Origin of the sequence: Pseudarthrobacter sp. ATCC 49987 (assembly GCF_009928425.1) — a bacterium.
Classification (GTDB): domain Bacteria; phylum Actinomycetota; class Actinomycetes; order Actinomycetales; family Micrococcaceae; genus Arthrobacter.
The window spans coordinates 990,545-1,016,149 of sequence record NZ_JAABNS010000001.1; the positions used below are offsets into that span (position 1 = coordinate 990,545).

Consider the following 25,605-nt stretch of genomic DNA (forward strand, 5'->3'; position numbering starts at 1 on the left):
CGTGTTTTCACAGGGCTGGCGGATCCGCGCTGTCAGTCCCGGGTACAGGGGGCCGCGCCGGCGGTTCCGGGCGTGTTGGGGGCCCAGTGCGGGTAGCTGCGGGTGTCGTTGGAGGGCACCCAGCGGCCGGCGTCGACGACGTAGTCCCAGCCGAGGCCGTTCCGGCGCAGCTCCTGGATTGCTGCCAGCAGACGCTCGGCGTCCGCCAGCCGGGAGCCCAGGCCGAAGCTTGCCCGCAGCGAACCCGAGGGCAGGCCGAGCCGCCGGAGCAGGGGGTGCGCGCAGAAGCGGCCGTCGCGCAGCCCGATGCCGTGCTCGGCCGACAGGTACGCCGCCACCAGGCCCGCGTCGTAGCCTTCCACCGAGAAGTTGACGACGCCGATGGTGCCGGTGCCCGGGACGGCTCCGGATCCCGCGTCGAAGGAAACGTCGAAGGAAGCACTGTCCGGGAAGATCTGGTGGACGCTCACGCCGTCGATCCGGGCAAGGCCCTCGACGAGGAAGGACCGGATGGCGTTTTCGTGCGCGTGCCACTGCTCCACATCCAGGTCGGCGATGACCTGGGTGGCCCGGGCCAGCGTGGCGGCGCCGAGGACGTTGGGGGAGCCGCCTTCATGCCGGGCCGGACCGGTGGTCCAGCTGACAGCGTCGATCCGGGCGTCCTGCACGGCTCCGCCGCCGGCCAGGTGCGGGGTGCCGGCGTCGAGCCAGTCGGGACGGCCGATCAGCACCCCGGCGCCGAACGGCGCGTAAAGCTTGTGCCCGGAGAAGGCGAGGTAGTCGACGTCGTCCGCGGCGATGTCGATCCGCCGGTGCGGCGCCAACTGGGCGGCGTCGACGACGATCCGGGCGCCGTAGTCGTGGGCAAGGGCGGCGAGGGCCCGGATCGGCAGGATCTCGCCGGTGACGTTGGAGGCGCCGGTGACGGCGAGGAGGCTGACGCCGCCGTGGGCGAGTTCCCCACGGAGCAGTTCCAGGGTGGCGGCGAGGGTCGGCGCGGCGATGACGCTGCGGTGGGGCACCCGCTGCCACGGCAGCAGGTTGGCGTGGTGCTCGATGTCGAGGTAGAGCACCTCGCCGGTGTGCACGCCGTCGACGGCGGGCAGGCAGCCTGCCAGCAGGTTCAGGGAGTCGGTGGTGTTCCGGGTGAAGATCACCGAATCGTCCGGCCGGCCGCCGACGAAGTCGCGGACAATGGTCCGGGCATTCTCGTAGACCGAGGTGCTGATCTGGGAGGCGTACCCGGCACCGCGGTGGACGCTGGCGTAGAACGGCAGGATCTCGTTGAGGTAGGCCGAGACCACGGACAGGGCAGGGGCCGAGGCGCCATAATCCAGATTGGCGTAGCGGACGTGCCCGCCCTGGATGAGGGGGGCCTGGATCTCCGCGCCGGTCACCGCGGCCAGCGGCCGGCGGGTGGCGGCGAACCGCGCCTGGGGACGGGCCCGGCCGGCGCCGGACTGGAGTTCAGGGGTGGCAGGAATCGTGGCAGTCGTCATGGGACCTCGCTCGAAAAGGACCCCACATACCGGGGATCCGCGCTTGCCGGGTCCGTTCCGGACCGGCCAGGTCGTCACCCGGGGCACCCCACCGCGAATGGAGGGTTGCCGGCCAGCAAACCGGGGTTTCGCGCTGGCACTCGTGACCTGTGTCGAGCCTAGGCCATGCCTGCTGCCGCGGAAAAGGCAGGGCAGGAATGTGAAGTGTTTTGTTACGGGACGCGTCCGGACCTGCAGGACGACGCCGGAATTCCCTACAGCAGGTCGTCGAGCCCCGGGTTGAGGCGCTTGAGGACCTCCGAGTGCAGGATGGAGTTGGTGGCGAGGGCGTTGCCGCCGAACGGGCCGTCTTCTCCTTCGAGGGAGGTAAAGCGCCCGCCCGCCTCCGTGACGATCGGGACCAGCGCGGCCATGTCGTAGAGGTTCAGTTCGGGCTCGCAGGCGATGTCGACGGCGCCTTCGGCCACAAGGCAGTAGGACCAGAAGTCGCCGTAGGCGCGGGTGCGCCAGACTTCCTCGGTGAGGCCGAGGAACTCATCGAGGTTGCCGCGCTGCTTCCAGCCGCCCAGGCTGGAGTAGGACAGCGAGGCGTCCGAGAGTTTGGAGACGTTGGAGACTTTCAGCCGGGTGGCGGCCGCCAGCGACCGGCCCATGTACGCACCGGCGCCCTTGGCGGCCCACCAGCGTTTGCCCAGTGCCGGGGCGCTCACGACGCCGACGACCGGCTCGCCCTCGTCAACAAGGGCGATCAGCGTGGCCCAGACGGGGACGCCGCGGACGAAGTTCTTGGTCCCGTCAATCGGGTCGATGATCCAGCGGCGGGAGCCGTGGCCGGAGCTGCCGAACTCCTCGCCGAGCACGGCATCGCGCGGCCGGGACCGGGACAGCTGGCCGCGGATGGCTTCCTCGGCCGACTTGTCGGCGTCGGTCACCGGGGTCAGGTCCGGCTTCGTCTCAATCCGAAGATCGAGCGCCTTGAAGCGGCTCATGGTCTGGGAATCTACGGAATCTGCCAGTACATGGGCAAGGCGCAGGTCATCGTTGTAGCTCGAAGCGGGTTGACTCATGGTTCCAAACTACCGCCAAAGCGGGCGGGGGAGCGGTAGGCTGCGCCGCAGCCCGCTAGGAGACGGTGCCCAGTTCCTTGACGTCCTGGGCTTCCATGCGGGGATCTGTTCCGAGCAGGCGGCGGAGTGAGGCGAGCCGGGCCGGGCCGGATTCGCCCGCATGGCCGGCGGCCACCCAGGCGTCCACGCCGCAGTTGACGGCGCTGGAATCGTGTTTGCAGCCCCGCTCGCAGTCGTCGGTGCCAGGCTCAAGATCGGGGAAGGACCGCAGGATGCGGTCCGGGTCCACATGGGCCAGGCCGAAGGAGCGGATGCCCGGGGTGTCGATGATCCAGCTGCCTGCCGGCGCATCGTTGACCTTGAGGGCCAGCGCGGAGGAGGAGGTGTGGCGGCCGCGCCCGGTCACGGCGTTGACGCCGCCGGTGGCGCGCTCGGCGCCGGTGAGGGCGTTGACCATGGTGGACTTGCCGACGCCGGAGTGGCCCAGCATGACGGTGACCTTCCCATCGAGATGGGCGCGAAGCTGGGAGACGGCGTCCTTGTCCAGCCGGGCGGAGAGCCCGTCGTCCGAGCGGGCATCGATGCCGGACGCGGCGGAGTCCGCCGTTTTGGAGATGATGACCGGGAAGTCGAGGTGCTGGTAGTTGGCGAGGAGTTCCGCGGGGTCCTTGACGTCGGCCTTGGTGACGAGCAGCAGCGGCTCGATGCCGGCGTCGTACGCGGCCACGAGGGCACGGTCGATGAACCCGGTCCGGGGCTCAGGATTGGCGGCCGCCACCACGATCACCAGCGTGTCGGCATTGGCGACGACGGCACGCTCGATCGGGTCGGTGTCGTCGGCGCTGCGCCGCAGCAGTGTTTTGCGGTCCTGGATCTTGACCAGACGTGCGAGGGTGTCCGGTTCGCCGCTGACGTCCCCGACAAGGGAGACGAAATCGCCGGCGACGACCGGGTTCCGGCGCAGTTCCCGGGCGCGGGCGGCGATGATCTTGCGTTCCCCGGGGGTGCCTTCGGCGACGACGGCGGTGTAGCGTCCGCGGTCAACGGTGATGATCCGCCCGGTGACGGCGTCCTCGTAGGCGGGCCGGTCCTTGGTGCGGGGCCGGGTGCCTTTCTTGTTGGGGCGGATCCGGACGTCGGATTCGTCCCAGGAGTCAGTGCTGCGTGCCACCGGAGGCGGCCTTCTCTGCGGGGGTTCGCTGCGCCAGCATGGCTTCCCAGAGCTGCGGGAAGTCGGGCATGGTCTTGGCCGTGGTCGCAATGTCCTCGACCTCGATGCCGGGGATGGCGAGGCCCAGGATGGCGCCGGCTGTGGCCATGCGGTGGTCCGCGTAGCTGTGGACGACACCCCCGTGCAGCGGTGCGGGCCGGATGATGAGGCCGTCGGAGGTCTCCTCGGCGTCGCCGCCCAGGCGGTTGATCTCGGCCACGAGGGCGGCGAGCCGGTCCGTTTCGTGCCCGCGGAGGTGGGCGATGCCGCTCAGCCGCGAAGGCCCGGTGGCCAGGGCGCAGAGGGCGGCGACCGTGGGGGCGAGCTCGCTGGTCTCGTCGAAGTCCGCGCCCTTGATGTCCGGGCCGCCCGTAACGGTCAGGGTGCCGTCCGTGAGTGTGACGGTGGCCCCCATCGTCGTGAGGATGCTGCGCCACAGATCGCCGACCTGGGTGGTCCCGGGCGGCCAGTTGGGAATGCGGACGGTGCCGCGGGTGGCCAGGGCCGCTGCGAGGAAGGGGCCGGCGTTGGAGAGGTCCTGTTCGATCCGGAGGTCAAAGGCGCGGATGGGCCCGGGGGAGATCACCCAGTGGTTCGGGCGGGAATCGTCCACGGCCACGCCCACGCCGCGGAGGACGGCGACGGTCATGTTGATGTGGTCCAGGCTCGGCACGGGCTTTCCCGCCTGCTCCCCGCTTTGATGTTCGAGGCTTTGATGTTCGAGGCTTTGATGTTCGAGGTGCAGTCCCTCGGTGAAGCGGGCGCCGGCCAGGAGCAGCGCGGACACAAACTGCGACGACGCACTGGCATCAATGACGAGGTGGCCGCCCCGCACGGTGCCGGAGCCGTCGACGGTAAACGGCAATGACGACGCCGGTCCGCCGTCAGGCGCTCTGACGGCCACGCCCAGTCCGGTGAGTGCGTCGATGATGGGGCCCATCGGGCGCTTGCGCGCGTGCGGGTCGCCGTCGAACAGTGTCACTCCGCGGCGCAGGGCCGCGACGGGCGGGACAAACCGCATGACGGTTCCGGCCAGGCCGCAGTCGATCGCCGTGTCCGTGCCGGCGGCGTCCAGGCTGATCGGGACGATTTCCAGGTCGGGACCGAAGTCGCCGTCGCCCGGAACCTCCGTGATGGTGGCCCCGAGTTGCCGCAGGGCCTCGATCATGAGGGCGGAGTCGCGGGAATGCAGGGGAGCCCGCAACCGTGAGGGCCCGTCCGCGAGGGCAGCCAGCACGAGGTACCGGTTGGTCAGGGACTTTGATCCCGGGACGGTGACCGTCGCGTCGACCGGCCGTTCGGCGAATGGCGCCCGCCACAGCGGGGCACTGTCGGCCGGAACGGAGGGGGCAGCTGCGGTGGGGGTGGTGCCTGCCATTGCTGCTTTAGGCTCCGACGGTGTGGTCGACGGCCTTGCGGACGGCCTTGTCGGCCTTCTTCAGCTGCTTCCCGGTGGTCTTCTTGACGTCAGCGGCGAGGTGGCCGGCGTTCTTTTTTGCGTCCGCGGCGAGGTGTTCGGCGCGCCAGGCCAGGCTGGGGCGGCCGTTCGTGTCGACGGCGGCCAGCAGGACGCCGCCGGTCAGTGAGACGTTCTTGAGTAGTTGCTTGCGGCGGGCGTCGCGGCCTTCCTTGGACGTGATGTCCGCGCTGCGCCATTCAACGTAGCTGTTGAGCACGGAGATGACGGCAAGGATGGTGGCGGCGAGGCGGGCCGGCTTGCCAATCGCGAAGAGGACGCCGGCGCCGACCTGGGTACCGCCGATGACGCGGGCCAGGACCTTTTCGTTGGTCTGGAACGGCAGGGATTCAGCCGCGCGACGCAGCAGGGGGGACAGCTGCGTGGCAGTGTCATCCGCGTTCTTGAGCTTGTCCATGCCTGCAAGGACGAAACTGGAGGCGAGCATGGGCCGGGCGAGAAAGCGGACAAAGGACATGAATTTCCTCCTGGATGGACGAACCGCGGAATCAATGCGGGAGAACCGGTTCTAGTCTTGCACCTTTGTGGAATATTTGCCCGCCGGGCGGGGTTGTGAATGTCGTGTTCGAGCTGCTTATTTGCGGCTGGAAGGTGGCGGGACGACGAGCCGGGAGGCGGAGATTTGGTACTGGTGAAGGACGCGCAACTGGCGGACTATCCCGCGGAGTTGTGGGCCATGGGACTGCGCGAAGGAACCGTGCCGGCAGTTTCGGGCCCGCGCCGCGCGATGACAGTAGACTTGAGGGCAATGAGCACCATGGATCCGGCCGTTGCGGCCATGCACGAGGTCGCCGGAAACGGCGCCACGCCCGCTAAGTCACCTGCTGCCGGCCCCGCCGGCGCACCCGCTGGCCCTGCCCCGAAGTCAGGTGCGGCCCCGAAGCCCGACGCCGTTCAGGAGGCTGCCGCACGGGAGACAATCGTGGACGGGCAGGCGCTGGACGTGGCGACTGAAACCACGGAAGAGCGGCGGGTGCGGTTCGAACGCGACGCCATGCAGTACGTGGACCAGCTGTACTCCGCGGCCATGAGGATGGCCCGGAATCCCGCTGATGCCGAGGACCTGGTGCAGGAGGCGTACACGAAGGCGTTTTCCGCGTTCCACCAGTACAAGCCCGGCACCAACCTGAAGGCCTGGCTGTACCGCATCCTGACGAATACCTATATCAACCTTTACCGCAAGCGGCAGCGCGAGCCTTTGCAGTCGAACTCGGACACCATCGAGGACTGGCAACTGGCGCGTGCCGAATCGCACACCTCCTCGGGACTCCGGTCGGCGGAGGCCGAGGCGCTGGACCACCTGCCGGACTCGGACGTGAAGCGCGCACTGCAGTCCATTCCGGAGGAATTCCGGCTGGCAGTCTACTTCGCCGACGTCGAGGGATTCGCGTACAAGGAAATTTCAGACATCATGAACACCCCGATCGGGACCGTCATGTCCCGTCTGCACCGGGGCCGGAAGATGCTGCGGGACATGCTCGCCGACTACGCCGCCGAGCGCGGATTCAAGGCCGCAGATGCCACCGCTGCAGCCGGAAGCAACAAACAGGAGAACAGGAAATGAGCGACTGCCAGGGACTGGGCGACTGCGACGACGCCCGGATGCAACGTATTTACGAGTACCTTGATGGTGCCCTCACCCACGAGGACATCGCCGAGATCAAGGACCACCTGGACGGGTGCCCGGAATGCTTCGAGCAGTATGACCTCGAATGTGTCATCCGCGTTATGGTGAAGCGTTCCTGCACCGAGGCAGCCCCGGAAAACCTCAAGAATTCGATCCTGGACCGGATCCACTCCAGCAACCCGGTCGAAGCCTGACGCAGCGGTGCCACCCTGCCCGCAAAAGCAGTCCCGCCCATAGAGGCAGCCCCGCCAAAAACGAATGACCCCGGAAACCGTGAGGTTCCGGGGTCATTCGCCTAAAGCTGTCATTCCAAGCTTTGCTTAGGCGTTGGGGCGCTTGCCGTGGTTCGCGCCGCCACGCTTACGGTCACGACGTTTACGTGCACGCTTGCTCATAGCTGGCCTCCTTAATTTTTGGTACTCAAAAGAGCTGCCCTCAAGTCTCCCACATCAGGGCACCCGCCGCGAACCCGCGGGGCTTGAGGTGCTGCAGGGGTGGATCAGTCCAGCGAATTCCGGATGGAGATCCGTGCCTGGTCCAGCACCGTCTTGACCGTCTCCAGCGTCACGGGAGTGATGGGGTGCCTGCCGCCGTGCCGCCGCAGCTCCACGCGGATGTCGTCGCGGAAGGCCTGCACCAGCATCTCCGCCTCCCGCAGCCGGTTGTCGCCCTCCTGGGAGTAGCGCTGGCCTGCCAGCGAGGCGACCGTTGAGCCGGCCGCACGCGCCGAGGAGCGCGCTGCCTCGGCCGTTGCGGCCAGGTCCGCCCGGAGGCCCCGCATGTTGGCCTTGATGTCCTGCCGCAGGTTGTCGGCGAGGCGCCGGACGGACGCGGAGATGTCATTTTCCACGCCGGCCAGTTCGTCCCGCCGGCTGTTCAGCTCCACGAGCCCGCCCGGGGTGATGCTGTAGTAGGTCCGTCGTCCCTCGGTGTGGGTGGCCACGAGCCCTTCCTCCTCGAGCTTGCCGAGCCGCGGATAGATGGTTCCGGCGCTGGGGGAGTAGGTGCCGCCGAAGCGTTCGCTCAGCGCCTTGATGAGTTCATAGCCGTGCTTCGGACCCGACTCCAGCAGCGCGAGCAGATAGAGCCGCAGCGCCCCGTGGGCGAAGACCGGAGGCATCAGAGCCCCGTTTCGGTGTCCGCACTGGGCGGGCGGTGGAAGATCGATGTCTTGCCCGAGACGGAGTTGGTGCGGACCAGCATGAGCTGGCTATCGGGTCCGGCGATGGTCTGCACGGATCCGCCGGGCTGAACGTACTTCGTGTCGCCAATGACGACGGCGCCGCTGGCGGACTTCGCGATGATGTCCACACCGACGTCGTGCGGCAGGCGGATGGTCACGTTGCCCGACACTGAATTGGCGCCGAAGTCCTGGGTGAAGCCGTGCAGGTCGAAGCTCAGGTCCCCGCTCACTGTGTTGGCGCGGATGTGGCTGAAATCGCCGGAGGCGGTGACCTCGCCTGAGACGCTCCTGGCCGTCAGCACGCCGTGGTGGTTGCGGGCAATCACCTCGCCGCTGACGGTGTTGACGGAGAGCTCTCCGGAGGTGCCGTCAGCCAGGACCGAACCTGAGACGGTGTTGAGACGGGTGTGCCCGCTGATTCCAGACACCATGCCGTCGCCGCTGACGGTGCCAGCCTCGACCTCCACGCCGGCGGGGAGGGCGATGCTGATGACCACCGAGTTGTTGCTCGTGTTGATGACCGTGTCCATCAGGTTCTTGAACCAGCCCTGCGGCCCGTGCAACTGGTGCCGGACCTCGAGGCGTCCGTTGACCAGGCTGATCGCCAGCGGGTCGCCGTGGACCTCGGACACTTCGATCCGGGCGACAGCCTCCTCATGGGCGACGATGTCGAAGCGTCCCCGGACGATGCCGAGTTTAAGCGAGGTGACGCCGTCGACGTCGATGGTCTGCGGACCGGTGACGGTCCAGTTATTCTCTGACATGGCTCCTCCAGGAGGGCGATACTTCGTGCGAATGGTTGCGATATATCGTGACTATGAAGTCACGATATATCGCCGAATTTACACGGTCAAGATATATCGCGAAAATCCCGGGCGGACGGAGGTGCGGCCTGCCTACTCCGGGGCGTCCATCCCCAGCCACTGGAACCAGCCGCGGTGCAGCACGAGCCACGCCATCAGTCCGTAGCCGGCCTGGCCGGGGGTGCCGCCGTTGGCTGCCAGGTCCTGGCGCCACTGCTCGTGGTTCAGCAGCGGCGAGAAGGTGTCGACGTAGAGATGTTTACGCCGGGTGGTGACGTCGGCGAAGGCCGTATTCAGCTCGCCGAGCCGGCGGTTCTGGGTCGGGTCGAGGGTGGGCGGCGGGCCCACGACGAACACCTCGATCTTGTTCTGCGACGCGGAGTCGAGGATGTTGGCGAGGTTGAGCCGGCTGCGGGCCGTGGAGAGTCCAAACTCGATATCCCGGCCGGAGAGGCCGATCACCAGGCGGTTCTCGGCGTGGTCATTGAATCGCCGGCCGGCTTCCTCGAGCCAGCGGGCCGCCAGACCCTCCGTGCCTTCCTCCGGGCAGGGGAGGGAATAGCACTCCAGGGACAGCCCGTCCTGCGGCGTGCGCGCCAGGACCCGGCCCAGCCAGCCCAGCGCGCGGGGATCACCCAGGCCGGCCAGCATTTCATCGCCCACGGCTGCGATCCGCAGCTTTCGATCTTCCACGACTACCTCTTCACTTCAGGGTGTCCATTAAACCGTTCCCCGGGACCGTCAACGACGGAGGGGAACAAAGCCGGTTAAACAACGCTGCCCGGCCGGAGTTGCGTGTTTACATCTCCGGCCGGGCAGCGTTGACCTTACTTACGTGCGAATGCCTGCTTGAGCAGCGCGTCCTGCTCGGCCGCGTGGCGCTTCATCGATCCTGCCGCGGTGGAAGCCGAGGCGGGACGGGAAACGAGGCGGACCCGGCGGTCCAGTGCGTCCGGAAGGTTGAGGCCGATGAACGGCCACGGGCCCTGGTTGGTGGGTTCGTCCTGTGCCCAGACAACCTCGGCGTTCGGGTACTTGGCAAGCTCAGCGGCAATCTCTTCGGCCGGCAGCGGGTAAAGCTGCTCGACCCGGACGATCGCCGTGGTCTTGTCTCCGGTCTTCTGCCGGGTGGACAGCAGATCGTAGTACAGGCGGCCTGACACCAGCAGGACACGCTCGACGGCGTCGCCCTGCAGTTGCTCGTGCTCGGGGATGACGGGCCGGAAGGTGCCGGTGGTGAAGTCCTCCACGGCAGACGCTGCGGCCTTGAGGCGGAGCAGCTGCTTCGGAGTGAAGATGATCAGCGGCTTGCGCGGCCGGCTGTACGCCTGCCGGCGCAGCAGGTGGAAGTGCGACGCCGACGTCGTGGGGTTGGCCACGATCATGTTCTCTTCGGCGCACATCTGCAGGAAGCGCTCGATCCGGGCGGAGGAGTGGTCCGGTCCCTGGCCTTCGTAGCCGTGCGGCAGCATGAGCACGAGCGAGGAGCGCTGGCCCCACTTCTGCTCGGCCGAGGAGATGAACTCGTCGATGATGGTCTGCGCGCCGTTGACGAAGTCACCGAACTGCGCCTCCCAGAGCACCAGGGCATCCGGGCGTTCCACCGAGTAGCCGTATTCGAAGCCCATGGCCGCGTATTCGGACAGCAGGGAGTCGTAGATCCACAGCTTGGCCTGGTCCTCGGAGAGGTGCGCCAGGGGCAGCCACTCGTCGCCGTTGGCGCGGTCGTGGAAGACGGCGTGACGCTGCACGAAAGTGCCGCGGCGCGAGTCCTGGCCGGCAAGCCGGACGGGAACGCCTTCCATGATGAGCGAGCCGAACGCGGCAAGCTCGCCGAAGCCCCAGTCGATGCCGCCTTCGCGGGACATCACTTCACGCTTCTCCAGCAGCTGCTTGAGCTTGGCGTGGACCGTGAAGCCCTCGGGGATGTCGGTGTGGGCCTTGCCGATGCGTGCCAGTGTCCCGGCGGAAATCGCCGTCGACGCCGGGGCGCTGACGCCCAGGTCGGTCTGCTGGGCGAGCGGGCGCTCCAGGTCCGAGACCGCGGCGGAATCCGCCGTGATGATGGGGATCGGTGAGGTCTGCGCGGCATGGGTTTCGGCGAAGACGCGCTCCAGCCGTTCCTGGTAGTCGCGCAGCAGTTGCTCTGCTTCTTCCTCGGTGATGTCACCTCGGCCGATCAGGGATTCGGTGTACAGCTTGCGGACCGAACGCTTGGCCTCGATCAGGTTGTACATCAGGGGCTGCGTCATCGAGGGGTCATCGCCCTCGTTGTGGCCGCGGCGGCGGTAGCAGACCATGTCGATGACAACGTCCTTGTGGAACCGCTGGCGGAAGTCGTAGGCGAGCTGCCCGATGCGCACCACAGCCTCCGGATCGTCGCCGTTCACGTGGAACACCGGCGCCTGGATCATCTTGGCGACGTCGGTGGAGTAGGTGGAGGAACGCGAGGACGACGGCGCGGTGGTGAAACCGACCTGGTTGTTGACCACGATGTGGATGGTGCCGCCGGTACGGTAGCCGCGCAGCTGGGAGAGGTTGAGCGTTTCCGCGACAACACCCTGGCCTGCGAAGGCCGCGTCGCCGTGAACCATGATCGGCAGCACGGGGAACGCCTCGCCCTGGTCCAGGCGGTCCTGCTTGGCGCGGACGATCCCTTCGAGGACGGGGTCTACGGCTTCGAGGTGGGACGGGTTGGCGGCGAGGTAGACCTTGGTCTCCTTGCCGTTGTCCGAGGAAAAAGTGCCCTCGGTGCCCAGATGGTACTTCACGTCGCCGGAGCCCTGCACGGAGCGGGGATCCTGGGTGCCCTCGAATTCGCGGAAGACCTGGGCATAGGTCTTGCCGGCGATGTTGGTCAGCACGTTGAGCCGGCCGCGGTGGGCCATGCCGATCGCCACTTCGTCGAGTTCATCGTCGGCGGCGTTGGAGATGATGGCGTCCAGCAGCGGAATCAGGGACTCGCCGCCTTCCAGCGAGAAGCGCTTCTGGCCAACGAACTTGGTCTGCAGGAACGTCTCGAAGGCCTCGGCGGCGTTGAGCTTGGAGACGATGCGCAGCTGCTCGTCGCGGCTGGGCTTGGAGTACGGGTGCTCGATCTGGTCCTGGAACCACTTGCGTTCGGCCGGGTCCTGGATGTGCATGTACTCGATGCCGGCGGTGCGGCAGTAGGCGTCGCGGAGGACGCCGAGGATGTCGCGGAAGGCGAGCATGGGCTTGCCGCCGAAGCCGCCGGTGGGCCATTCGCGGTCCAGGTCCCACAGCGTCAGGCCGTAGGTCAGGACGTCGAGGTCCGGGTGCTTGCGCTGGACGTACTCGAGCGGGTCCGTGTCCGCCATGAGGTGGCCGCGGACGCGGTAGGCGTGGATGAGCTGCTGGATCCGGGCGACCTTGTTGATTTCGTCGGCCGGGTCCACCTGCAGGTCCGGGCTCCAGCGCACGGGCTCGTACGGGATGCGCAGGGACTCGAAGATCTCGTCGTAGAAGTTCTGCGCGCCGAGCAGGAGCTGGTGCACGAGCTTCAGGAACTCGCCACTGCCGGCACCCTGGATGACGCGGTGGTCATACGTGGACGTCAGCGTGAGGACCTTGCTGATGGCGCTCTGCGCGATGATCTTCGCGCTGGCGCCCTGGAACTCCGCCGGGTAGTCCAGTGCGCCGACGCCGATGATGGCGGCCTGGCCCTTGGACAGGCGCGGCACCGAGTGCACGGTTCCGATGCCGCCCGGGTTGGTGAGCGAGACCGTGGTGCCGGAGTGGTCGTCCGCGGTCAGCTTGCCGGCACGGGCACGCTTGATCAGGTCCTCGTAGGTGTGCCAGAACTCGGAGAAGTTGAGGGTCTCCGCCTTCTTGATGTTCGGCACCATGAGCAGGCGGGTGCCGTCGGGCTTGGGCATGTCGATGGCGATGCCGAAGTTCACGTGCGCCGGCTGGACCGCGACAGGCTTGCCGTCGATCTCGTCGTAGTACACGTTCATCGAGGGGAACTGGGCCAGGGCGCGGATGACGGCGTAGCCGATCAGGTGCGTGAAGGAAACCTTGCCGCCGCGGGCGCGGGCGAGGTTGGAGTTGATGACCACACGGTTGTCGATCAGGAGCTTCGCAGGGATCGCCCGCACGCTGGTGGCGGTCGGCACCTCCAGGCTGGTGATCATGTTGGTGGCGATGGCCTTGGCCGGGCCGCGGAGGACGGAGACGACGTCTTCCTCGGGGGCCGTGGGCGCCTTGATGTTCTTGGGCAGCTGGGCCGGAATCGGCGTGGTGCCGGGACCGGCTTCCGAGGTCTTGGAGCCGTCGCGGGCAACGGTGGCCGGGGCTTTCTTCGCGGCAGCGGGAGCTGCGGCCGGTGCGGGCGCGGCGGCCGGAGCGGGCGGCTGCGCTGCCGCCGCGGCAACCGGAGCTACAACAGGAAGTTCGCGGGTGGCGGGGCGGGCAACTGCCGCTGCGCCTGAGGCTCCGTTGGTGGAGGAACTGTCTCCGGCGTCGAAGGATTCGAACAAGGGCCACCACTTGGCGTCCACCGCGTTCTTGTCCTGCTGATAACGCTCGTACAGTTCGTCAACGAGCCACTCGTTTCCGCCAAATTCCTCTGGTAGACGGTGGCTAGGCTGCTCTGGCACTTGAATTACGCCTCTTCCATGAGTTTGATTCCCACTGGTTTCACGGTGCCTCAGCACGACGATTGAACCAGTCTCCGCGTCCAGTGAACCCAGACCCATGCCAGTCTAGTGACGATTCTTGCCAAACCGCCAATAAGGGTGACTCAAATCATCAAGTCGCCTCAACGCGCCGGAGCCGCACGCGATCCGGCCCTCCGGAGGCCTTTCGGGCAGCAGCGGGAGCGGCCGTCCGTGGCCCCTGGAGAGCCTCGCTAGAATCACTCGGAGAACCCGTTGAGCACCGGAATGCCTATTTAAGGAGCAGCCGTGCGTTTCCTGACCGAGCCCACAACCGACCTGACCTATTCGGACCTCTTCCTCGTACCGTCCCGTTCCGACGTCACCTCCCGGCTGGATGTGGACCTGGCGGCCGACGACGGTACGGGCTCCGCGATTCCCCTGGTCGCGGCCAACATGACGGCGGTGACCGGCAAGCGCATGGCTGAGACGATGGCGCGGCGCGGCGGACTGGCGGTGCTGCCGCAGGACGTCCCGCTCGACGTGATCCGCGACGTGACGGCCTGGATCAAGTCCCGACACCCCGTCCTGGAAACACCGGTCACGCTCTCGCCAGCCAGCACCGTCATTGACGCCCTGCACCTGATGGGCAAGCGTCCGCACGGGGCCGTTATGGTCGTGGACGACGCTGGCGCCGTCGCCGGCATCGTCCGGAGTGCGGACTGCGAAGGCCAGGACCGGTTCGCCTCCCTCGCGTCGGTGATGCGCGTCCAGCCGCTGGTCCTGGAGGCGGAACTGCTGGAGGACACGCGCGCCAGCGGCACAGGATCGGGCACCGGCCTGCGCCGTGCCTTTGAGGCGATGGACGCTGCCGGGACCGACTTCACGCCCGTGCAGCGGGACGGAGTCCTGGCCGGGGTCCTCACCCGGAAAGGCGCCCTGCGCTCGACCCTGTACCGGCCCTCGCTGGACGGTGCTGGCAGGCTCAAAGTGGCGGCCGCCGTCGGGATCAACGGGGACGTCGCCGGGCGTGCCGCGGAACTCCTCGCCGCCGGCGTCAACGTGCTGGTCCTCGACACCGCGCACGGCCACCAGCAGAAGATGTTTGATGCCCTGGCCGCCGTGAAAGGCCTCAACCCCGGCGTGCCCGTGGTGGCCGGCAATGTGGTCACGGCGGAGGCGACCCGCGAACTCATCCAGGCCGGCGCGGACATCGTCAAGGTCGGGGTGGGCCCCGGTGCCATGTGCACCACGCGCATGATGACGGCCGTGGGCCGGCCGCAGTTCTCCGCGGTGCTGGAGTGCTCGGCCGCGGCGCGGGCTGCCGGCGGACGGGTCTGGGCCGACGGCGGCGTCCGCTACCCGCGCGACGTGGCGCTTGCCCTGGCGGCCGGAGCAAGCCAGGTCATGATCGGTTCCTGGTTCGCCGGCACGCACGAGAGCCCCGGGGACCTGCAGCAGGACGCCGGCGGGCGACACTTCAAGGAGAGCTTCGGCATGGCCTCCGCCCGTGCCGTGCAGAACCGCAACCAGCGCGAGGGTGCCTTCGAAAAGGACCGCAAGGCCCTCTTCGAGGAAGGCATCTCCACGTCCCGGATGTTCATTGATCCGGCGCGCCCGGGCGTCGAGGATCTGCTGGACATGATCACCGCCGGGCTGCGCAGCTCGATGAGCTACGCCGGCGCCGCCGATCTTGCCTCGTTCCGGGAACGCGCCGTGGCCGGCATCCAGTCCGCGGCCGGCTACGAGGAAGGCCGCCCGGTCCCGCAGAGCTGGTAGCCGCTGCTCCTGTAGACTGAAACTCTTATGGACAGTAAATCTAGGTGCCGGCCTGGGGGCTGTCAGCGGGGGATGGAAATCCTTCCCGCGCAGTCCACCCGAAGAGCCGGCAAACCCCGTTCACGCGCCCATCATTCTCCGGCGGCACGCCAGCCAGGTGCCTATCAAAATACAGGAGCCTTCCAGGAAACAGGGTCGGCCTCGTCTGACCATCCTCCGCCGGGCCGCCGCCGCGCCGCCCCGGAAGCAGGCCGCTAAATGGAGTGGCTACTTCTCGGAGCAGGCCTGCTGCTCATCCTGGGAACCGGCTTCTTCGTAGCCGTTGAATTCTCCCTCGTGGCCCTCGACCAGGCCTCGGTCCAGCGGGCCGTGGACAGCGGCGATACCGCCGCTGCGCCCCTGCTCAAATGCCTCAAGTCCCTGTCCACCCAGCTCTCCAGCTGCCAGCTGGGCATCACCATCACCACCCTGCTGACCGGCTACGTCATGGAGCCCTCGGTCGGCAAACTGCTCGAAGGGCCGCTGGCCGCACTGGGATTGCCGGCAGCCGCGGTTTCCTCCGTGTCTCTGGTCCTGGCGATGGCCCTCGCGACGCTCCTGTCCATGCTGATCGGCGAGCTGGTCCCGAAGAACATGGCGATTGCGCTGTCCTTCCAGGTCGGCAAGGCCCTCGCCCGTCCGCAGCTGATCTTCACGGCGATCTTCAAACCCGCCATCGTGGTCCTTAACGGCTTCTCCAACAAGGTGCTCAATATCTTCGGGCTGGAAGCCAAGGAAGAGATTTCGGGCGCGCGGACCCCGGCCGAGCTCGCCTCCCTCGTGCGCCGCTCGGCGGCGATGGGGACCCTCGACGCCGGCACCGCCAACTTCATCGCCCGGACGCTCAAGTTCTCGGGACGGACAGCGGCGGACGTGATGACGCCCCGCATCCGGGTCGAGACCATCGACGGCGACCAGCCGGTATCCGACATTGTCGAGGCCGCACGCCGCACCGGCTATTCGCGGTTCCCCGTCATCGGGGAGTCCTCGGACGACATCCGCGGCGTGGTGCACATCAAGAAGGCCATCGCCGTCCCCTCGGGCCGGCGGGCCAAGCTGGAGGCCGGCGCCATCATGACCGATGTGCTCCGGGTTCCGGAAACCATTCACCTGGACGCCCTGCTGGCGGAACTGCGCGAAGGCAACCTGCAGCTCGCCGTCGTCCTGGACGAATACGGCGGAACCGCAGGCATCGCCACCCTGGAGGATCTTGTCGAGGAAATCGTCGGAGAAGTGGCCGATGAACATGACAAGGTCCGGCCCGGGCTGCTGCAAAGCGCCTCGGGCGACTGGTACTTCCCGGGCCTGCTGCGGCCCGATGAACTCTCCGAACAGATCCCGGGCCTGACCGTGCCCGATGAGTCTGCCTACGAAACGGTGGGAGGTTACGTCATGAGCAAGCTGGGCCGGATTGCCTCCGTGGGGGATACCGTCGACGTCGTTGGCGGCACCCTTGCCGTCACCCGCATGGACGGACGCAGGATCGACCGGATCTGCTTCAAGCCCGTCCGCACGCAGCATGACGAGCACTCCAACGGCCAGGTCGGTGCCGCATGAGCGACTGGGCAGGAATCCTCTGGCTTGTGGTCCTGCTGCTCGGCAACGCCTTCTTCGTGGGTGCCGAGTTTGCGGTCATGTCGGCCCGCCGGAGCCAGATCGAGCCGCTCGCCGAGGCGGGATCCAAGCGGGCGCAGACCACTCTGCTCGCCATGGAAAACGTCTCGTTGATGCTGGCCTGCGCGCAGCTCGGCATCACCGTGTGTTCGCTGCTGATCCTGCAGGTGGCGGAGCCGGCAATCCACCACCTGATGGCCGTGCCGCTGGAGGCCGTGGGCATCCCGGTGGAGATCGCCGACATCGCGGCGTTCGCCGTCGCCCTGCTGGTGGTCACCTTCCTGCACGTCACCATCGGTGAGATGGTCCCGAAGAACATTTCGGTGTCCGTGGCGGACAAGGCAGCCCTCTTGCTGGCTCCGCCGCTGATGTTCGTCGCCCGGCTGGTCAAGCCGGTGATCGTGGCGCTCAACTGGGCCGCGAACCACATCCTGAAACTGATGCGGATCGAGCCGAAGGACGAGGTCACGTCGTCCTTCACCCTTGAGGAAGTCCAGTCGATCGTGCAGGAATCCACCCGCCACGGGCTGGTGGACGACGACGCCGGACTCATCACCGGAGCCCTGGAGTTCTCCGAACACACGGCCTCCGATGTGATGGTCCCGCTCGACAAACTGGTGATGCTGAAAGCGAACACCACTCCGGTGGAGTTCGAGAAGGCCGTGAGCCGCACCGGGTTCTCCCGCTTTCCAATGCTCGACGACGACGGGATGCTTTCCGGCTATCTGCACATCAAGGACGTGCTCTCCATCCCGGACGCCGCGTACCACCAGCCCATCGCGGAAAGTCACATCCGCTCCCTGGCGAACCTGGCCATGGGCGACGAAATTGAGAAGGCCATGTCCGTCATGCAGCGCACCGGCTCGCACCTGGCCCGCGTGATCGGCCAGGACGGCCTCACCCAGGGCGTTTTGTTCCTTGAGGACGTCATCGAACAGCTCGTCGGGGAGATCCGGGACGCCACGCAGGCGACCGGCTACCGGAGGCTCGGCCAGGACCAGCAGTAACACTGCCAGCCGCAACGTCGGGGTGTAGCCCTAAATAGGAATCATTCCCATTTAGGGCTACACTCGAACTGTTGCTATTGCTGCTGATTCTCAATAACAGATCCGAGGTCCCCCGTGCGTCGTCCTGCTGCCCGTGCCGTCGTTGCCGCCTTTGCCGGCGCCACCCTGCTGCTGACGGCCTGCTCGCCGACACCGGGGAACCCGGCCCCGGGTGCCGGCGACGGAATTGTCGACGTCGTTGCCTCCACGAGCGTTTACGGCGACATCGTAGGCACCATCGGCGGAGACAAAGTGCGGGTCACCTCCGTCATCACGCGTACCAGCCAGGACCCGCACAGCTACGAGGCCACGACGCAGGACAAGCTGGCGGTTTCCAAAGCCGAGCTGGTGGTGGAGAACGGCGGCGGCTATGACGACTTCATCCACAAGCTCGCGGACGACACGGGACTCGACCACGGCAGCGTCCTGAATGCCGTGGAGCTCTCCGGGCTGGCCCCGGAAGAGCCTGCCGGCGCGTCCGCTGCCGCCGACGGGCACGGCCACGGCCCCGCCGGCTTCAACGAGCACGTCTGGTACAGCCTCCCCGCCATGGCCCGGATGGCTGACGCCGTCGCGGCCAAGCTGGGCGAGCTTGAGCCGTCCTCCGCCGCGACTTTCCGCAGTAATGCCGCGGCGTTCAAGGACTCGCTCGGCGGCCTTGAGGCGAAGCTGGCCGGAATCAAGGCATCCGCCGGGGCGGCGCCCGTCGCCGTGACGGAACCGGTACCGCTCTACCTGCTCGAAGCCGCCGGCCTGGCAAACCAGACCCCGGGCGAATACACCGCCGCAATCGAGGAAGACGCGGATGTGCCGCCCGCCGTGCTCAAGGCCACCACCGACCTCATGCGTGCGGGCAGCATCAGGCTCCTGGCCTACAACCAGCAGACCGAAGGCCCGCAAACGGTGGCCGTGCGGGACGCCGCGGCAGCCGCCGGGGTCCCCGTGGTGAATTTCAGCGAGACCCTGCCGGAGGGCAGGACCTACCTGCAGTGGATGACCGGGAATGTCGACAACATCGCCAAGGCCCTGGCCTAGGATTAGCAGACAGCCCCCCGCTGTACGGCCACTCAGGCAGCCCGGCAGACATCCCGGCCGGACAGCCCAGGTAAAGAACGCGAGCCGACGGCTTGCGCAGAATTCGAGGAATCCAAGTTGACACCCGTAGTGAGCCTCCGTGGAGCCTCCCTGACGTTCGGCAAACGGACGTTGTGGGAGGGCCTGGACCTGGACATCAACCCGGGTGAGTTTTTCGCAGTCCTCGGTCCCAACGGCAGTGGCAAGACGACGTTCCTCAAAGTCCTGCTCGGCCTGCAGGAGCTGAGCTCCGGCTCGGCCACGCTCGCGGGGAAGCCTGTGGCGCGGGGCAGCCGGGGGATCGGCTATGTCCCGCAGCAAAAGTCCTTCGACCCCGATACTCCGCTGCGCGCCCGCGACCTCGTCGGGCTCGGCGTCGACGGCCACCGCTGGGGCCTCCGGATCGGCGCGGCGAAAGTGAACCGCAAAATCGATGAGCTGCTGGACCTCGTGGGGGCCGCAGATTACGCCAAGGTTCCCGTGGGCCAGCTTTCCGGGGGCGAGCAGCAGCGGCTGCGCGTGGCGCAGGCGCTTGCCGCCGATCCCAAAGTGTTGCTCTGCGACGAACCCCTCCTGTCCCTGGACCTCCAGCACCAGCAGGCCGTCAGCGCGCTGATCAACAAGCAGTGCCGCGACCAGGACAGCGCCGTGGTGTTTGTGACGCACGAGATCAACCCGATCATGGACTACGTGGACCGCGTGCTGTACCTGGCTGGCGGACGGTTCCGGGTGGGTCCGCCGGAGGAAGTCATGACCACCGAGGTCCTGTCCGATCTCTACGACAGCCACGTCGAAGTGATCCACGCGAACGGACGGCTGATCGTCGTCGGACTGCCGGACGCCACGACCCACCACCACGAGGACGCCCACGCGGTGGCGGGGGAGGTGGGCTAGATGGACCTGGACAACCTGCTCAACTCAATCTTCAACTTCGAGAACTACGGCGAACTGCTGGTGCTGGTCCAGAATTCCCTCTGGGCGGGCGCTGTACTGGGCCTGCTCGGCGGCCTGATGGGAACCTTCGTGATGAAGCGGGACCTGGCGTTCGCCGTCCACGGGATCTCGGAACTCTCCTTTGCCGGCGCGGCCTTTGCCCTGCTGATCGGGACGGACATCGTCGTGGGATCTCTGGTGGGATCCGTCGTGGCGGCCCTTCTGCTGGGTCTGCTGGGCGTCCGTGCCAGGGACAAGAACTCCATCATCGGCGTCATCATGCCGTTTGGACTGGGCCTGGGCATCCTGTTCCTCTCCCTCTATGAGGGGCGCGCCGCCAACAAATTCGGCCTGCTCACCGGGCAGATCGTCTCGGTCGGCACCGTCCAGCTCCAGGTGCTGGCGGTCGCCGCCGTCGTTGTGATGCTCGCCCTGGTGGCGATCTGGCGTCCGCTGACTTTCGCCAGCGTGGATCCCGATGTCGCCTCGGCCCGCGGCGTGCCCGTCCGGGCACTCGCCCTGGTGTTCATGCTGCTGCTCGGCGTCAGCGTAGCCCTCTCCATCCAGATTGTTGGCGCCCTGCTGGTGCTGGCACTCCTGATCACTCCCGCAGCAGCGGCCATGCGGGTGACGTCCTCGCCCCGGCTCGTGGTGATTCTCAGTGTGGCATTCGCCATGACGGCCACGGTCGGAGGCATCCTGCTGGCCCTCGGCGGCCGGATTCCGATCAGCCCCTATGTCACCACGCTGTCTTTCCTGATCTATGTCGTGTGCCGGATAGTCGGCGGGGTCCGGGCCAAGCGTGGACTCAACGGACGGGTGCTGCGGAGTACTGCGGTGCCGGCCGCCTGAGCCTGGGCGCGTTCGGCGCGCACTAAGTTATGCATCAGTGCAAGTATGCACTTGTGCAATCATTGCAGTTATGCAATTATTTAGGCCATGACTAATGTTGCCGCGCTTCCTTTGCGTGAGCGCAAAAAAGCTGAGACCTGGGCCGCCCTCCATGAGGCGGCTGCCTCGCTTGCCCTGCGGCACGGCGTTGACGAGACCACGGTGGAAGCCGTCGCCTCCAGCGCCGGCGTCTCCGCGCGGACGTTCTTCAACTATTTCCAGGTGAAGGAAGACGCCATTCTGGGGCTGCGCGAACCTGTCCTGGAGGCGTCACAACTGTCCCGGATCTCCACCGCGGCGGACGATCTGGTGGGGCAGATCTCGCGCCTCCTGGTAACCGTTGCCTGGACGGCGATCGGGGGCACCGACCGCGCGCGGCGCCGCCAGCTCATCGCCCGGTATCCCAATCTGGGCCGCCGCCATATGGACTACATGGTCAAAGCCGAGGGCCTCGTCTGCCAGGGGATCGCCGGTGTGCTGGCCCAGGACCCCGCGTGGGCGGCAGGCGCCGAAGGCTTCGGTCCGGAGGAAGTCGCGCGCATGCTCGTCATGATCGCCGGGGTCCCCATCCGATTTGATCTCACGTCAGCTAATTTCGACCCGGTCGAGGGGATTTCCGCGGAGACCCTCGGACCGTCGTTGGCCCTTCTCCACCATTTGCTAAGGAAAATTTCATGACCAAGCACGCTGTCCCCGCCGCGGGACCCGCCGGAGGAGAGCAGCACATCGTGCTGCTCTTCGTGGGCCTTATGCTCTCGATGCTCCTCGCAGCACTGAACCAGACGGTGCTCAGCACGGCACTGCCCACGATCGTCGGCGAGCTCCACGGCGTCAGCGACATGCTCTGGGTCATCACCGCCTTTATTCTCGCCTCCACCATCACCATGCCCATCTACGGCAAGCTCGGCGACCTCATGGGACGCAAGGCCCTGCTGATGGCCGCCATTATCCTGTTCATGATCGGGTCCGTCATCGGCGGCCTGGCCAACGACATGGGTGTGCTCATCATTGCCCGCGTTGTCCAGGGCCTCGGTGGCGGCGGTCTGATGATCCTTTCGCAGGCAGTCATCGCTGACGTCGTACCGGCCCGCGAACGCGGCAAGTACATGGGCATGATGGGCGGCGTCTTCGCCATTGCCTCCGTCGCCGGTCCGCTGCTGGGCGGCTGGTTCACCGAAGGACCCGGGTGGCGCTGGGTGTTCTGGATCAACATCCCCCTGGGCCTGCTCGCGCTGGCCGGGGCTGTGTTCTTCCTGAAGCTGCCCAAGCACAGCGGCAAACCGCGCCTGGACCTCGGCGGCATGGTGTTGCTCGCCATCGCGACCACCTGCCTCGTGCTCTTCGCGACCTGGGGCGGCGGCAAGTACGAATGGAGCGATCCGATCATCCTCGGACTGATCGCCGGCACGGTGCTCAGCGCGGTTGCCTTCGTTCTGGTGGAGCGCCGGACGGCCGAGCCGATCATTCCGCTGCACCTGTTCAAGGACCGCAACTTCAACCTTTCCACTGTCTCCGGCCTGCTGATCGGCGTGGCCATGTTCGGCGCCATCGGCTACCTGCCCACGTATCTCCAGATGGCATTCAGCGTCAACGCCACCGAATCCGGGCTGCTGATGATTCCGATGATGGGCGCCCTGCTGGTTGCCTCGGTGGTCTCCGGCCAGCTCGTCAGCCGGACCGGCCGCTACAAGTGGATGCCGATCGCGGGCGGCGTGCTGGTTGCCATCGCCCTCGTGCTGCTCTCCACGCTCAAGCCCGAAGCTCCGCTCTGGGAAATCTGCGCCTACCTGGCCGTGATGGGCCTCGGGCTGGGGCTGAGCATGCAGATCATGGTGCTCATCGTGCAGAACTCGTTCCCGCTGCGCGAAGTCGGCACCGCCACGGCGTCGAACAACTTCTTCCGGCAGATCGGGGCCACCCTGGGCTCCGCCGTGGTGGGAAGCCTCTTTGCGAGCCGGCTGGCCGAGCTGCTCACCCAGCGCCTGCCGGCCGCGGCAACCGGCGGCGGCGCACCGGGAGGATCGAACTCACTGACTCCGGCAGTGGTCAGCCACCTGCCGGCGCCCATCAAGGAGGCCATCATCTCCTCCTACAACGACGCGCTGACGCCCATCTTCATCTGGATGGTTCCGCTGGCGCTGGTCGCGGCCGTGCTGATGTGCTTCGTCAAGCAGAAGCCGCTGGCCACGGCCATTGAGCACGATGTGCTCTCCGAATCCATTTCGGAAGGCAACATCCTGATCACGGCCGACGACGCCGACGATGAGGCCTTGGCCCCGGCTTCCGGGTCGAGAAACTAGCCGGCGAATATCCCACGCCACCGCGGGCCGGGCTGCAGCTACTGCAACCCGGCCCGCGGTGTATTTTTGGCTAGTGGCGGGCAGCCCGGGCGGTGCAGGCCGGGCAGAGGCCGAAGATCTCGACGGTGTGTTCCACTGCGGTGAAGCCGTGCTCGGTGGCCGTCCGGGCGGCCCAGGCCTCGACTGCAGGTGCCTCGACTTCGACGGCCTTGCCGCAGTTGCGGCACAGCAGATGGTGATGATGGCCGGTGACGGCGCAGCGCCGGTACACGGCCTCACCGTCGGCGTTCCGGAGGACGTCCACCAGGCCCTCATCCGCGAGGGACTGCAGGATCCGGTATGAGGTGGCGAGGGACACGGAGGTGCCGCGGTCCTGCAGGATGCGGTGCAGTTCCTGCGTGCTGACGAAGTCCGTCAGTTCGTCAAGGACGGCGCTGACCGCGAGGCGCTGCTTGGTGACACGCTGCTCCTTGGCCGCGGCAGGGGCCGGCACGGTTGCCCGGCCGCCGTCGGCGGTGGCGCCGTGGGACATCGTCGAACTCGCTTCGCTGGTGGTCTTTGATACGGGTGGTGGCAAGGTCCCAGATTACCAGCCGGCACGTGGACACCGCCGGGGCAGGACCTTAGGCTGGCCGGATGTTGCTGACTAAGTTCACCCATGCCTGTGTCCGGCTCGAGAAGGATGGCAAAGTGCTGGTCTTCGACCCGGGAAACTTCTCGGAGACGGACCAGGCCCTCGCCGGCGCCGATGCCGTGCTGGTCACCCACGAACATGCCGACCACATCGACGTCGAGGCCGTCGCGGCCGCGCTGCTCGGCGGCGCTTCCCTGCAGCTTTTCGCGCCGGCGGGAGTCGCAGCACAACTGCGGGAGAAGGCGCCCGGCGCCGGGACGAGGATCCACGCGGTGGCCCCCGGCGAGGTCTTCGAGACGGCCGGCTTCTCCATCCGGACTTTCGGCGGGCAGCACGCGCTGATCCATCCGCAGATTCCCGTGGTGGCCAATATCGGCTACTTCGTGGATTCCAACGTCTACCACCCGGGCGATTCCTTTATAGTGCCCGACGGCGTGGAGGTCCGGACGCTGCTGGTCCCGATCCACGCACCCTGGAACAAAGTGGGGGAGGTGGTCGACTTCGTGATCGGCGTGCGTGCACCGATTGCCTTCCCGATCCACGACGCCCTGCTCAATGACGCCGGGCGGGGACTGGTGGAAGGGCATGTGACCCGGTTCGGAGCCAGATACGGTACTGACTACCGGCACCTTTCGACCGGGGACACCGTGGAAGTCTAGGCAGCTACTGCGGCCAGGCCCCGCTGGCGAAGAATCCCCGGATGGCCGCTTCATGCGGTTCGGGGTCCAGATCCTGGGACCGCAGCCACTCCGGGCTGTAGTAGTTCCCGGCGTAGCGGTCGCCGCCGTCGCACATCAGCGACACAACACTGCCGCGGCGGCCCTCGGCGATCATCTCCGCGATGAGTTGCCAGACGCCCCACAGGTTGGTGCCGGTGGACGGGCCTGCGTGCAGGCCGGCATGGGAGAGCAGATGACGCATCGCGGCCACCGAGGCCGCGTCCGGGACCTGGATCATGTGGTCGATGACGGCCGGGACGAAGCTGGGTTCCAGACGCGCCCGGCCGATTCCCTCGATCCGTGACGGCTGGCCCACACCGGCCACACCGGCCACACCGGCGTCGGGGGCTGCATTGTTCGGGGTGCCGCCGTCGGGAGTTCCGCGGCTTTCCAGCCAGCCGGGGTAGAACGCGGAGTTCTCCGGATCCACGACGGCCAGCTGTGTGTGGTGCTGGTGGTAGCGGAGGTAGCGGCCGATGGTGGCGCTGGTGCCGCCGGTGCCGGCGCCCACCACGATCCAGCGCGGGACCGGGTGCTCCTCCAGGGCGAGCTGGTCGAAGATCGACTCGGCAATGTTGTTGTTGCCGCGCCAGTCTGTGGCCCGTTCGGCGTAGGTGAACTGGTCCATGTAGTGGCCGTTGGTGCGCTGTGCGAGTTCCGCGGCGGCCTCGTAGACCTCCGAAGCGTGGTCCACCAGCAGGCAGGAGCCGCCGAACTGCTCGATCAGGGCGATTTTCTCGCGGCTGGTGGTGCGGGCCATCACCGCAATGAACGGCAGCCCGAGCAACCGGGCGAAATAGGCTTCCGATACGGCCGTGCTGCCGCTGGAGGCCTCAACAATGGTGGTGCCTTCAGAGATCCAGCCGTTGACCAGCCCGAACAGGAACAGCGAGCGAGCCAGGCGGTGCTTGAGGCTTCCCGTCCGGTGCGTTGACTCGTCCTTGAGGTACAACTGGACGCCCCAATGCTCCGGCAGCGGGACGGAGTACAAATGGGTGTCCGCGGACCGGTTGTTCTCTGCATTGATTCTGCGGAGGGCCTCGTCGGCCCATGCCCGGTCCTGCTGTCGCGCGTTGATCACCGCACCAGCCTAC

General features: G+C 67.1%; 23 protein-coding genes and 1 riboswitch. Of the genes, 11 read left to right on the plus strand and 12 right to left on the minus strand.

Features of this window, described 5'->3' with window-relative positions:
• Window positions 1-32: 32 nt before the first annotated feature.
• The 5 genes from GXK59_RS04630 to GXK59_RS04650 form a co-directional block, all read right to left on the minus strand.
• Window positions 33-1,499, minus strand: coding sequence for an aminotransferase class V-fold PLP-dependent enzyme (locus GXK59_RS04630; RefSeq protein WP_160664753.1), 1,467 nt, complete (start codon window positions 1,497-1,499; stop codon window positions 33-35).
• A gap of 34 nt (window positions 1,500-1,533) precedes the next feature.
• A riboswitch (SAM riboswitch) is annotated at window positions 1,534-1,647 on the minus strand.
• Window positions 1,648-1,753: 106 nt separating this feature from the next.
• Window positions 1,754-2,566, minus strand: coding sequence for a histidinol-phosphatase (gene hisN / locus GXK59_RS04635; RefSeq protein WP_160664754.1), 813 nt, complete (start codon window positions 2,564-2,566; stop codon window positions 1,754-1,756).
• A gap of 55 nt (window positions 2,567-2,621) precedes the next feature.
• Complete coding sequence (gene rsgA, locus GXK59_RS04640) at window positions 2,622-3,737, minus strand: ribosome small subunit-dependent GTPase A (RefSeq protein WP_160664756.1); 1,116 nt, start codon at window positions 3,735-3,737, stop codon at window positions 2,622-2,624.
• Entirely contained in the window at window positions 3,721-5,154 is a 1,434-nt protein-coding gene (aroA, locus tag GXK59_RS04645) for a 3-phosphoshikimate 1-carboxyvinyltransferase (protein ID WP_160664758.1), read from the minus strand. Before aroA ends, rsgA begins: the two co-directional genes overlap by 17 nt.
• Before the next feature lie 7 nt (window positions 5,155-5,161).
• Window positions 5,162-5,710: a DoxX family protein gene (locus GXK59_RS04650; protein ID WP_160664760.1), complete on the minus strand. Its 549-nt coding sequence runs from the start codon at window positions 5,708-5,710 to the stop codon at window positions 5,162-5,164.
• 219 nt (window positions 5,711-5,929) lie between these two features.
• Here GXK59_RS04650 and GXK59_RS04655 point away from each other — a divergent pair, with 219 nt between their 5' ends.
• Together GXK59_RS04655 and rsrA are read left to right on the plus strand one after the other, a co-directional pair.
• Complete coding sequence (locus tag GXK59_RS04655) at window positions 5,930-6,817, plus strand: sigma-70 family RNA polymerase sigma factor (RefSeq protein ID WP_443094305.1); 888 nt, start codon at window positions 5,930-5,932, stop codon at window positions 6,815-6,817.
• The gene (rsrA, locus tag GXK59_RS04660; protein ID WP_024368019.1) at window positions 6,814-7,074 is read left to right on the plus strand and encodes a mycothiol system anti-sigma-R factor; all 261 of its coding nucleotides are present in this window, start codon (window positions 6,814-6,816) and stop codon (window positions 7,072-7,074) included. Before GXK59_RS04655 ends, rsrA begins: the two co-directional genes overlap by 4 nt.
• Window positions 7,075-7,200: 126 nt before the next feature.
• Here rsrA and GXK59_RS20980 read toward each other — a convergent pair whose 3' ends face one another.
• From GXK59_RS20980 to GXK59_RS04685, 5 genes are all read right to left on the minus strand, one after another.
• Entirely contained in the window at window positions 7,201-7,275 is a 75-nt protein-coding gene (locus tag GXK59_RS20980; RefSeq protein WP_104061284.1) for a 50S ribosomal protein bL37, read from the minus strand.
• A gap of 104 nt (window positions 7,276-7,379) precedes the next feature.
• Window positions 7,380-8,000: a PadR family transcriptional regulator gene (locus tag GXK59_RS04670; RefSeq protein WP_160664764.1), complete on the minus strand. Its 621-nt coding sequence runs from the start codon at window positions 7,998-8,000 to the stop codon at window positions 7,380-7,382.
• Complete coding sequence (locus GXK59_RS04675; RefSeq protein ID WP_160664766.1) at window positions 8,000-8,827, minus strand: DUF4097 family beta strand repeat-containing protein; 828 nt, start codon at window positions 8,825-8,827, stop codon at window positions 8,000-8,002. The genes GXK59_RS04670 and GXK59_RS04675 overlap by 1 nt, the downstream gene beginning before the upstream one ends.
• Window positions 8,828-8,959: 132 nt before the next feature.
• Window positions 8,960-9,559 carry a GDSL-type esterase/lipase family protein gene (locus tag GXK59_RS04680; protein ID WP_160664768.1) on the minus strand — a complete coding sequence of 200 codons (600 nt, stop codon included), beginning with the start codon at window positions 9,557-9,559 and terminating at the stop codon, window positions 8,960-8,962.
• Between the two features lie 134 nt (window positions 9,560-9,693).
• Window positions 9,694-13,485, minus strand: a complete 3,792-nt coding sequence (locus tag GXK59_RS04685) for a multifunctional oxoglutarate decarboxylase/oxoglutarate dehydrogenase thiamine pyrophosphate-binding subunit/dihydrolipoyllysine-residue succinyltransferase subunit (RefSeq protein ID WP_160664770.1) — start codon at window positions 13,483-13,485, stop codon at window positions 9,694-9,696.
• Between the two features lie 306 nt (window positions 13,486-13,791).
• Here GXK59_RS04685 and GXK59_RS04690 point away from each other — a divergent pair, with 306 nt between their 5' ends.
• The 8 genes from GXK59_RS04690 (at window position 13,792) to GXK59_RS04725 (ending at window position 23,158) form a co-directional block, all read left to right on the plus strand.
• Entirely contained in the window at window positions 13,792-15,261 is a 1,470-nt protein-coding gene (locus GXK59_RS04690) for a GuaB1 family IMP dehydrogenase-related protein (RefSeq protein WP_160664772.1), read from the plus strand.
• A gap of 258 nt (window positions 15,262-15,519) precedes the next feature.
• Window positions 15,520-16,857, plus strand: a complete 1,338-nt coding sequence (locus GXK59_RS04695; protein ID WP_160664774.1) for a hemolysin family protein — start codon at window positions 15,520-15,522, stop codon at window positions 16,855-16,857.
• A complete protein-coding gene (locus GXK59_RS04700; protein ID WP_160664776.1) occupies window positions 16,854-17,921 on the plus strand; it encodes a hemolysin family protein in 1,068 nt (355 codons plus the stop codon). The genes GXK59_RS04695 and GXK59_RS04700 overlap by 4 nt, the downstream gene beginning before the upstream one ends.
• Before the next feature lie 114 nt (window positions 17,922-18,035).
• Window positions 18,036-18,995 carry a metal ABC transporter solute-binding protein, Zn/Mn family gene (locus GXK59_RS04705; RefSeq protein WP_160664778.1) on the plus strand — a complete coding sequence of 320 codons (960 nt, stop codon included), beginning with the start codon at window positions 18,036-18,038 and terminating at the stop codon, window positions 18,993-18,995.
• 129 nt (window positions 18,996-19,124) lie between these two features.
• The gene (locus GXK59_RS04710) at window positions 19,125-19,928 is read left to right on the plus strand and encodes a metal ABC transporter ATP-binding protein (protein WP_160664780.1); all 804 of its coding nucleotides are present in this window, start codon (window positions 19,125-19,127) and stop codon (window positions 19,926-19,928) included.
• Entirely contained in the window at window positions 19,929-20,819 is an 891-nt protein-coding gene (locus GXK59_RS04715) for a metal ABC transporter permease (protein ID WP_160664782.1), read from the plus strand.
• Between the two features lie 87 nt (window positions 20,820-20,906).
• Window positions 20,907-21,536: a TetR/AcrR family transcriptional regulator gene (locus GXK59_RS04720; protein ID WP_160664784.1), complete on the plus strand. Its 630-nt coding sequence runs from the start codon at window positions 20,907-20,909 to the stop codon at window positions 21,534-21,536.
• On the plus strand, window positions 21,533-23,158 hold the full coding sequence (locus GXK59_RS04725; RefSeq protein WP_160664786.1) for an MDR family MFS transporter: 1,626 nt from the start codon (window positions 21,533-21,535) through the stop codon (window positions 23,156-23,158). Before GXK59_RS04720 ends, GXK59_RS04725 begins: the two co-directional genes overlap by 4 nt.
• 70 nt (window positions 23,159-23,228) lie before the next feature.
• Here GXK59_RS04725 and GXK59_RS04730 read toward each other — a convergent pair whose 3' ends face one another.
• Window positions 23,229-23,690, minus strand: coding sequence for a Fur family transcriptional regulator (locus GXK59_RS04730; protein WP_160668994.1), 462 nt, complete (start codon window positions 23,688-23,690; stop codon window positions 23,229-23,231).
• 104 nt (window positions 23,691-23,794) lie between these two features.
• On the opposite strand from GXK59_RS04730, the gene GXK59_RS04735 reads away from it, so the two are divergent.
• Window positions 23,795-24,451 carry an MBL fold metallo-hydrolase gene (locus GXK59_RS04735; protein ID WP_160664788.1) on the plus strand — a complete coding sequence of 219 codons (657 nt, stop codon included), beginning with the start codon at window positions 23,795-23,797 and terminating at the stop codon, window positions 24,449-24,451.
• Window positions 24,452-24,455: 4 nt separating this feature from the next.
• On the opposite strand, the gene GXK59_RS04740 is transcribed toward GXK59_RS04735, so the two are convergent.
• Window positions 24,456-25,592: a PLP-dependent cysteine synthase family protein gene (locus GXK59_RS04740; protein WP_160664790.1), complete on the minus strand. Its 1,137-nt coding sequence runs from the start codon at window positions 25,590-25,592 to the stop codon at window positions 24,456-24,458.
• Window positions 25,593-25,605: the final 13 nt, after the last annotated feature.

What these genes read in the sequence shown, in the direction of transcription:
- GXK59_RS04630 (WP_160664753.1), bottom strand. Translation starts at nt 1,499, where the DNA reads ATGACGACTGCCACGATTCCTGCCACCCCTGAACTCCAGTCCGGCGCC.
- hisN (WP_160664754.1), bottom strand. Translation starts at nt 2,566, where the DNA reads ATGAGTCAACCCGCTTCGAGCTACAACGATGACCTGCGCCTTGCCCAT.
- aroA (WP_160664758.1), bottom strand. Translation starts at nt 5,154, where the DNA reads ATGGCAGGCACCACCCCCACCGCAGCTGCCCCCTCCGTTCCGGCCGAC.
- GXK59_RS04650 (WP_160664760.1), bottom strand. Translation starts at nt 5,710, where the DNA reads ATGTCCTTTGTCCGCTTTCTCGCCCGGCCCATGCTCGCCTCCAGTTTC.
- GXK59_RS04655 (WP_443094305.1), top strand. Translation starts at nt 5,930, where the DNA reads ATGGGACTGCGCGAAGGAACCGTGCCGGCAGTTTCGGGCCCGCGCCGC.
- rsrA (WP_024368019.1), top strand. Translation starts at nt 6,814, where the DNA reads ATGAGCGACTGCCAGGGACTGGGCGACTGCGACGACGCCCGGATGCAA.
- GXK59_RS04670 (WP_160664764.1), bottom strand. Translation starts at nt 8,000, where the DNA reads ATGCCTCCGGTCTTCGCCCACGGGGCGCTGCGGCTCTATCTGCTCGCG.
- GXK59_RS04675 (WP_160664766.1), bottom strand. Translation starts at nt 8,827, where the DNA reads ATGTCAGAGAATAACTGGACCGTCACCGGTCCGCAGACCATCGACGTC.
- GXK59_RS04695 (WP_160664774.1), top strand. Translation starts at nt 15,520, where the DNA reads ATGGAGTGGCTACTTCTCGGAGCAGGCCTGCTGCTCATCCTGGGAACC.
- GXK59_RS04700 (WP_160664776.1), top strand. Translation starts at nt 16,854, where the DNA reads ATGAGCGACTGGGCAGGAATCCTCTGGCTTGTGGTCCTGCTGCTCGGC.
- GXK59_RS04715 (WP_160664782.1), top strand. Translation starts at nt 19,929, where the DNA reads ATGGACCTGGACAACCTGCTCAACTCAATCTTCAACTTCGAGAACTAC.
- GXK59_RS04720 (WP_160664784.1), top strand. Translation starts at nt 20,907, where the DNA reads ATGACTAATGTTGCCGCGCTTCCTTTGCGTGAGCGCAAAAAAGCTGAG.
- GXK59_RS04725 (WP_160664786.1), top strand. Translation starts at nt 21,533, where the DNA reads ATGACCAAGCACGCTGTCCCCGCCGCGGGACCCGCCGGAGGAGAGCAG.
- GXK59_RS04730 (WP_160668994.1), bottom strand. Translation starts at nt 23,690, where the DNA reads ATGTCCCACGGCGCCACCGCCGACGGCGGCCGGGCAACCGTGCCGGCC.
- GXK59_RS04735 (WP_160664788.1), top strand. Translation starts at nt 23,795, where the DNA reads ATGTTGCTGACTAAGTTCACCCATGCCTGTGTCCGGCTCGAGAAGGAT.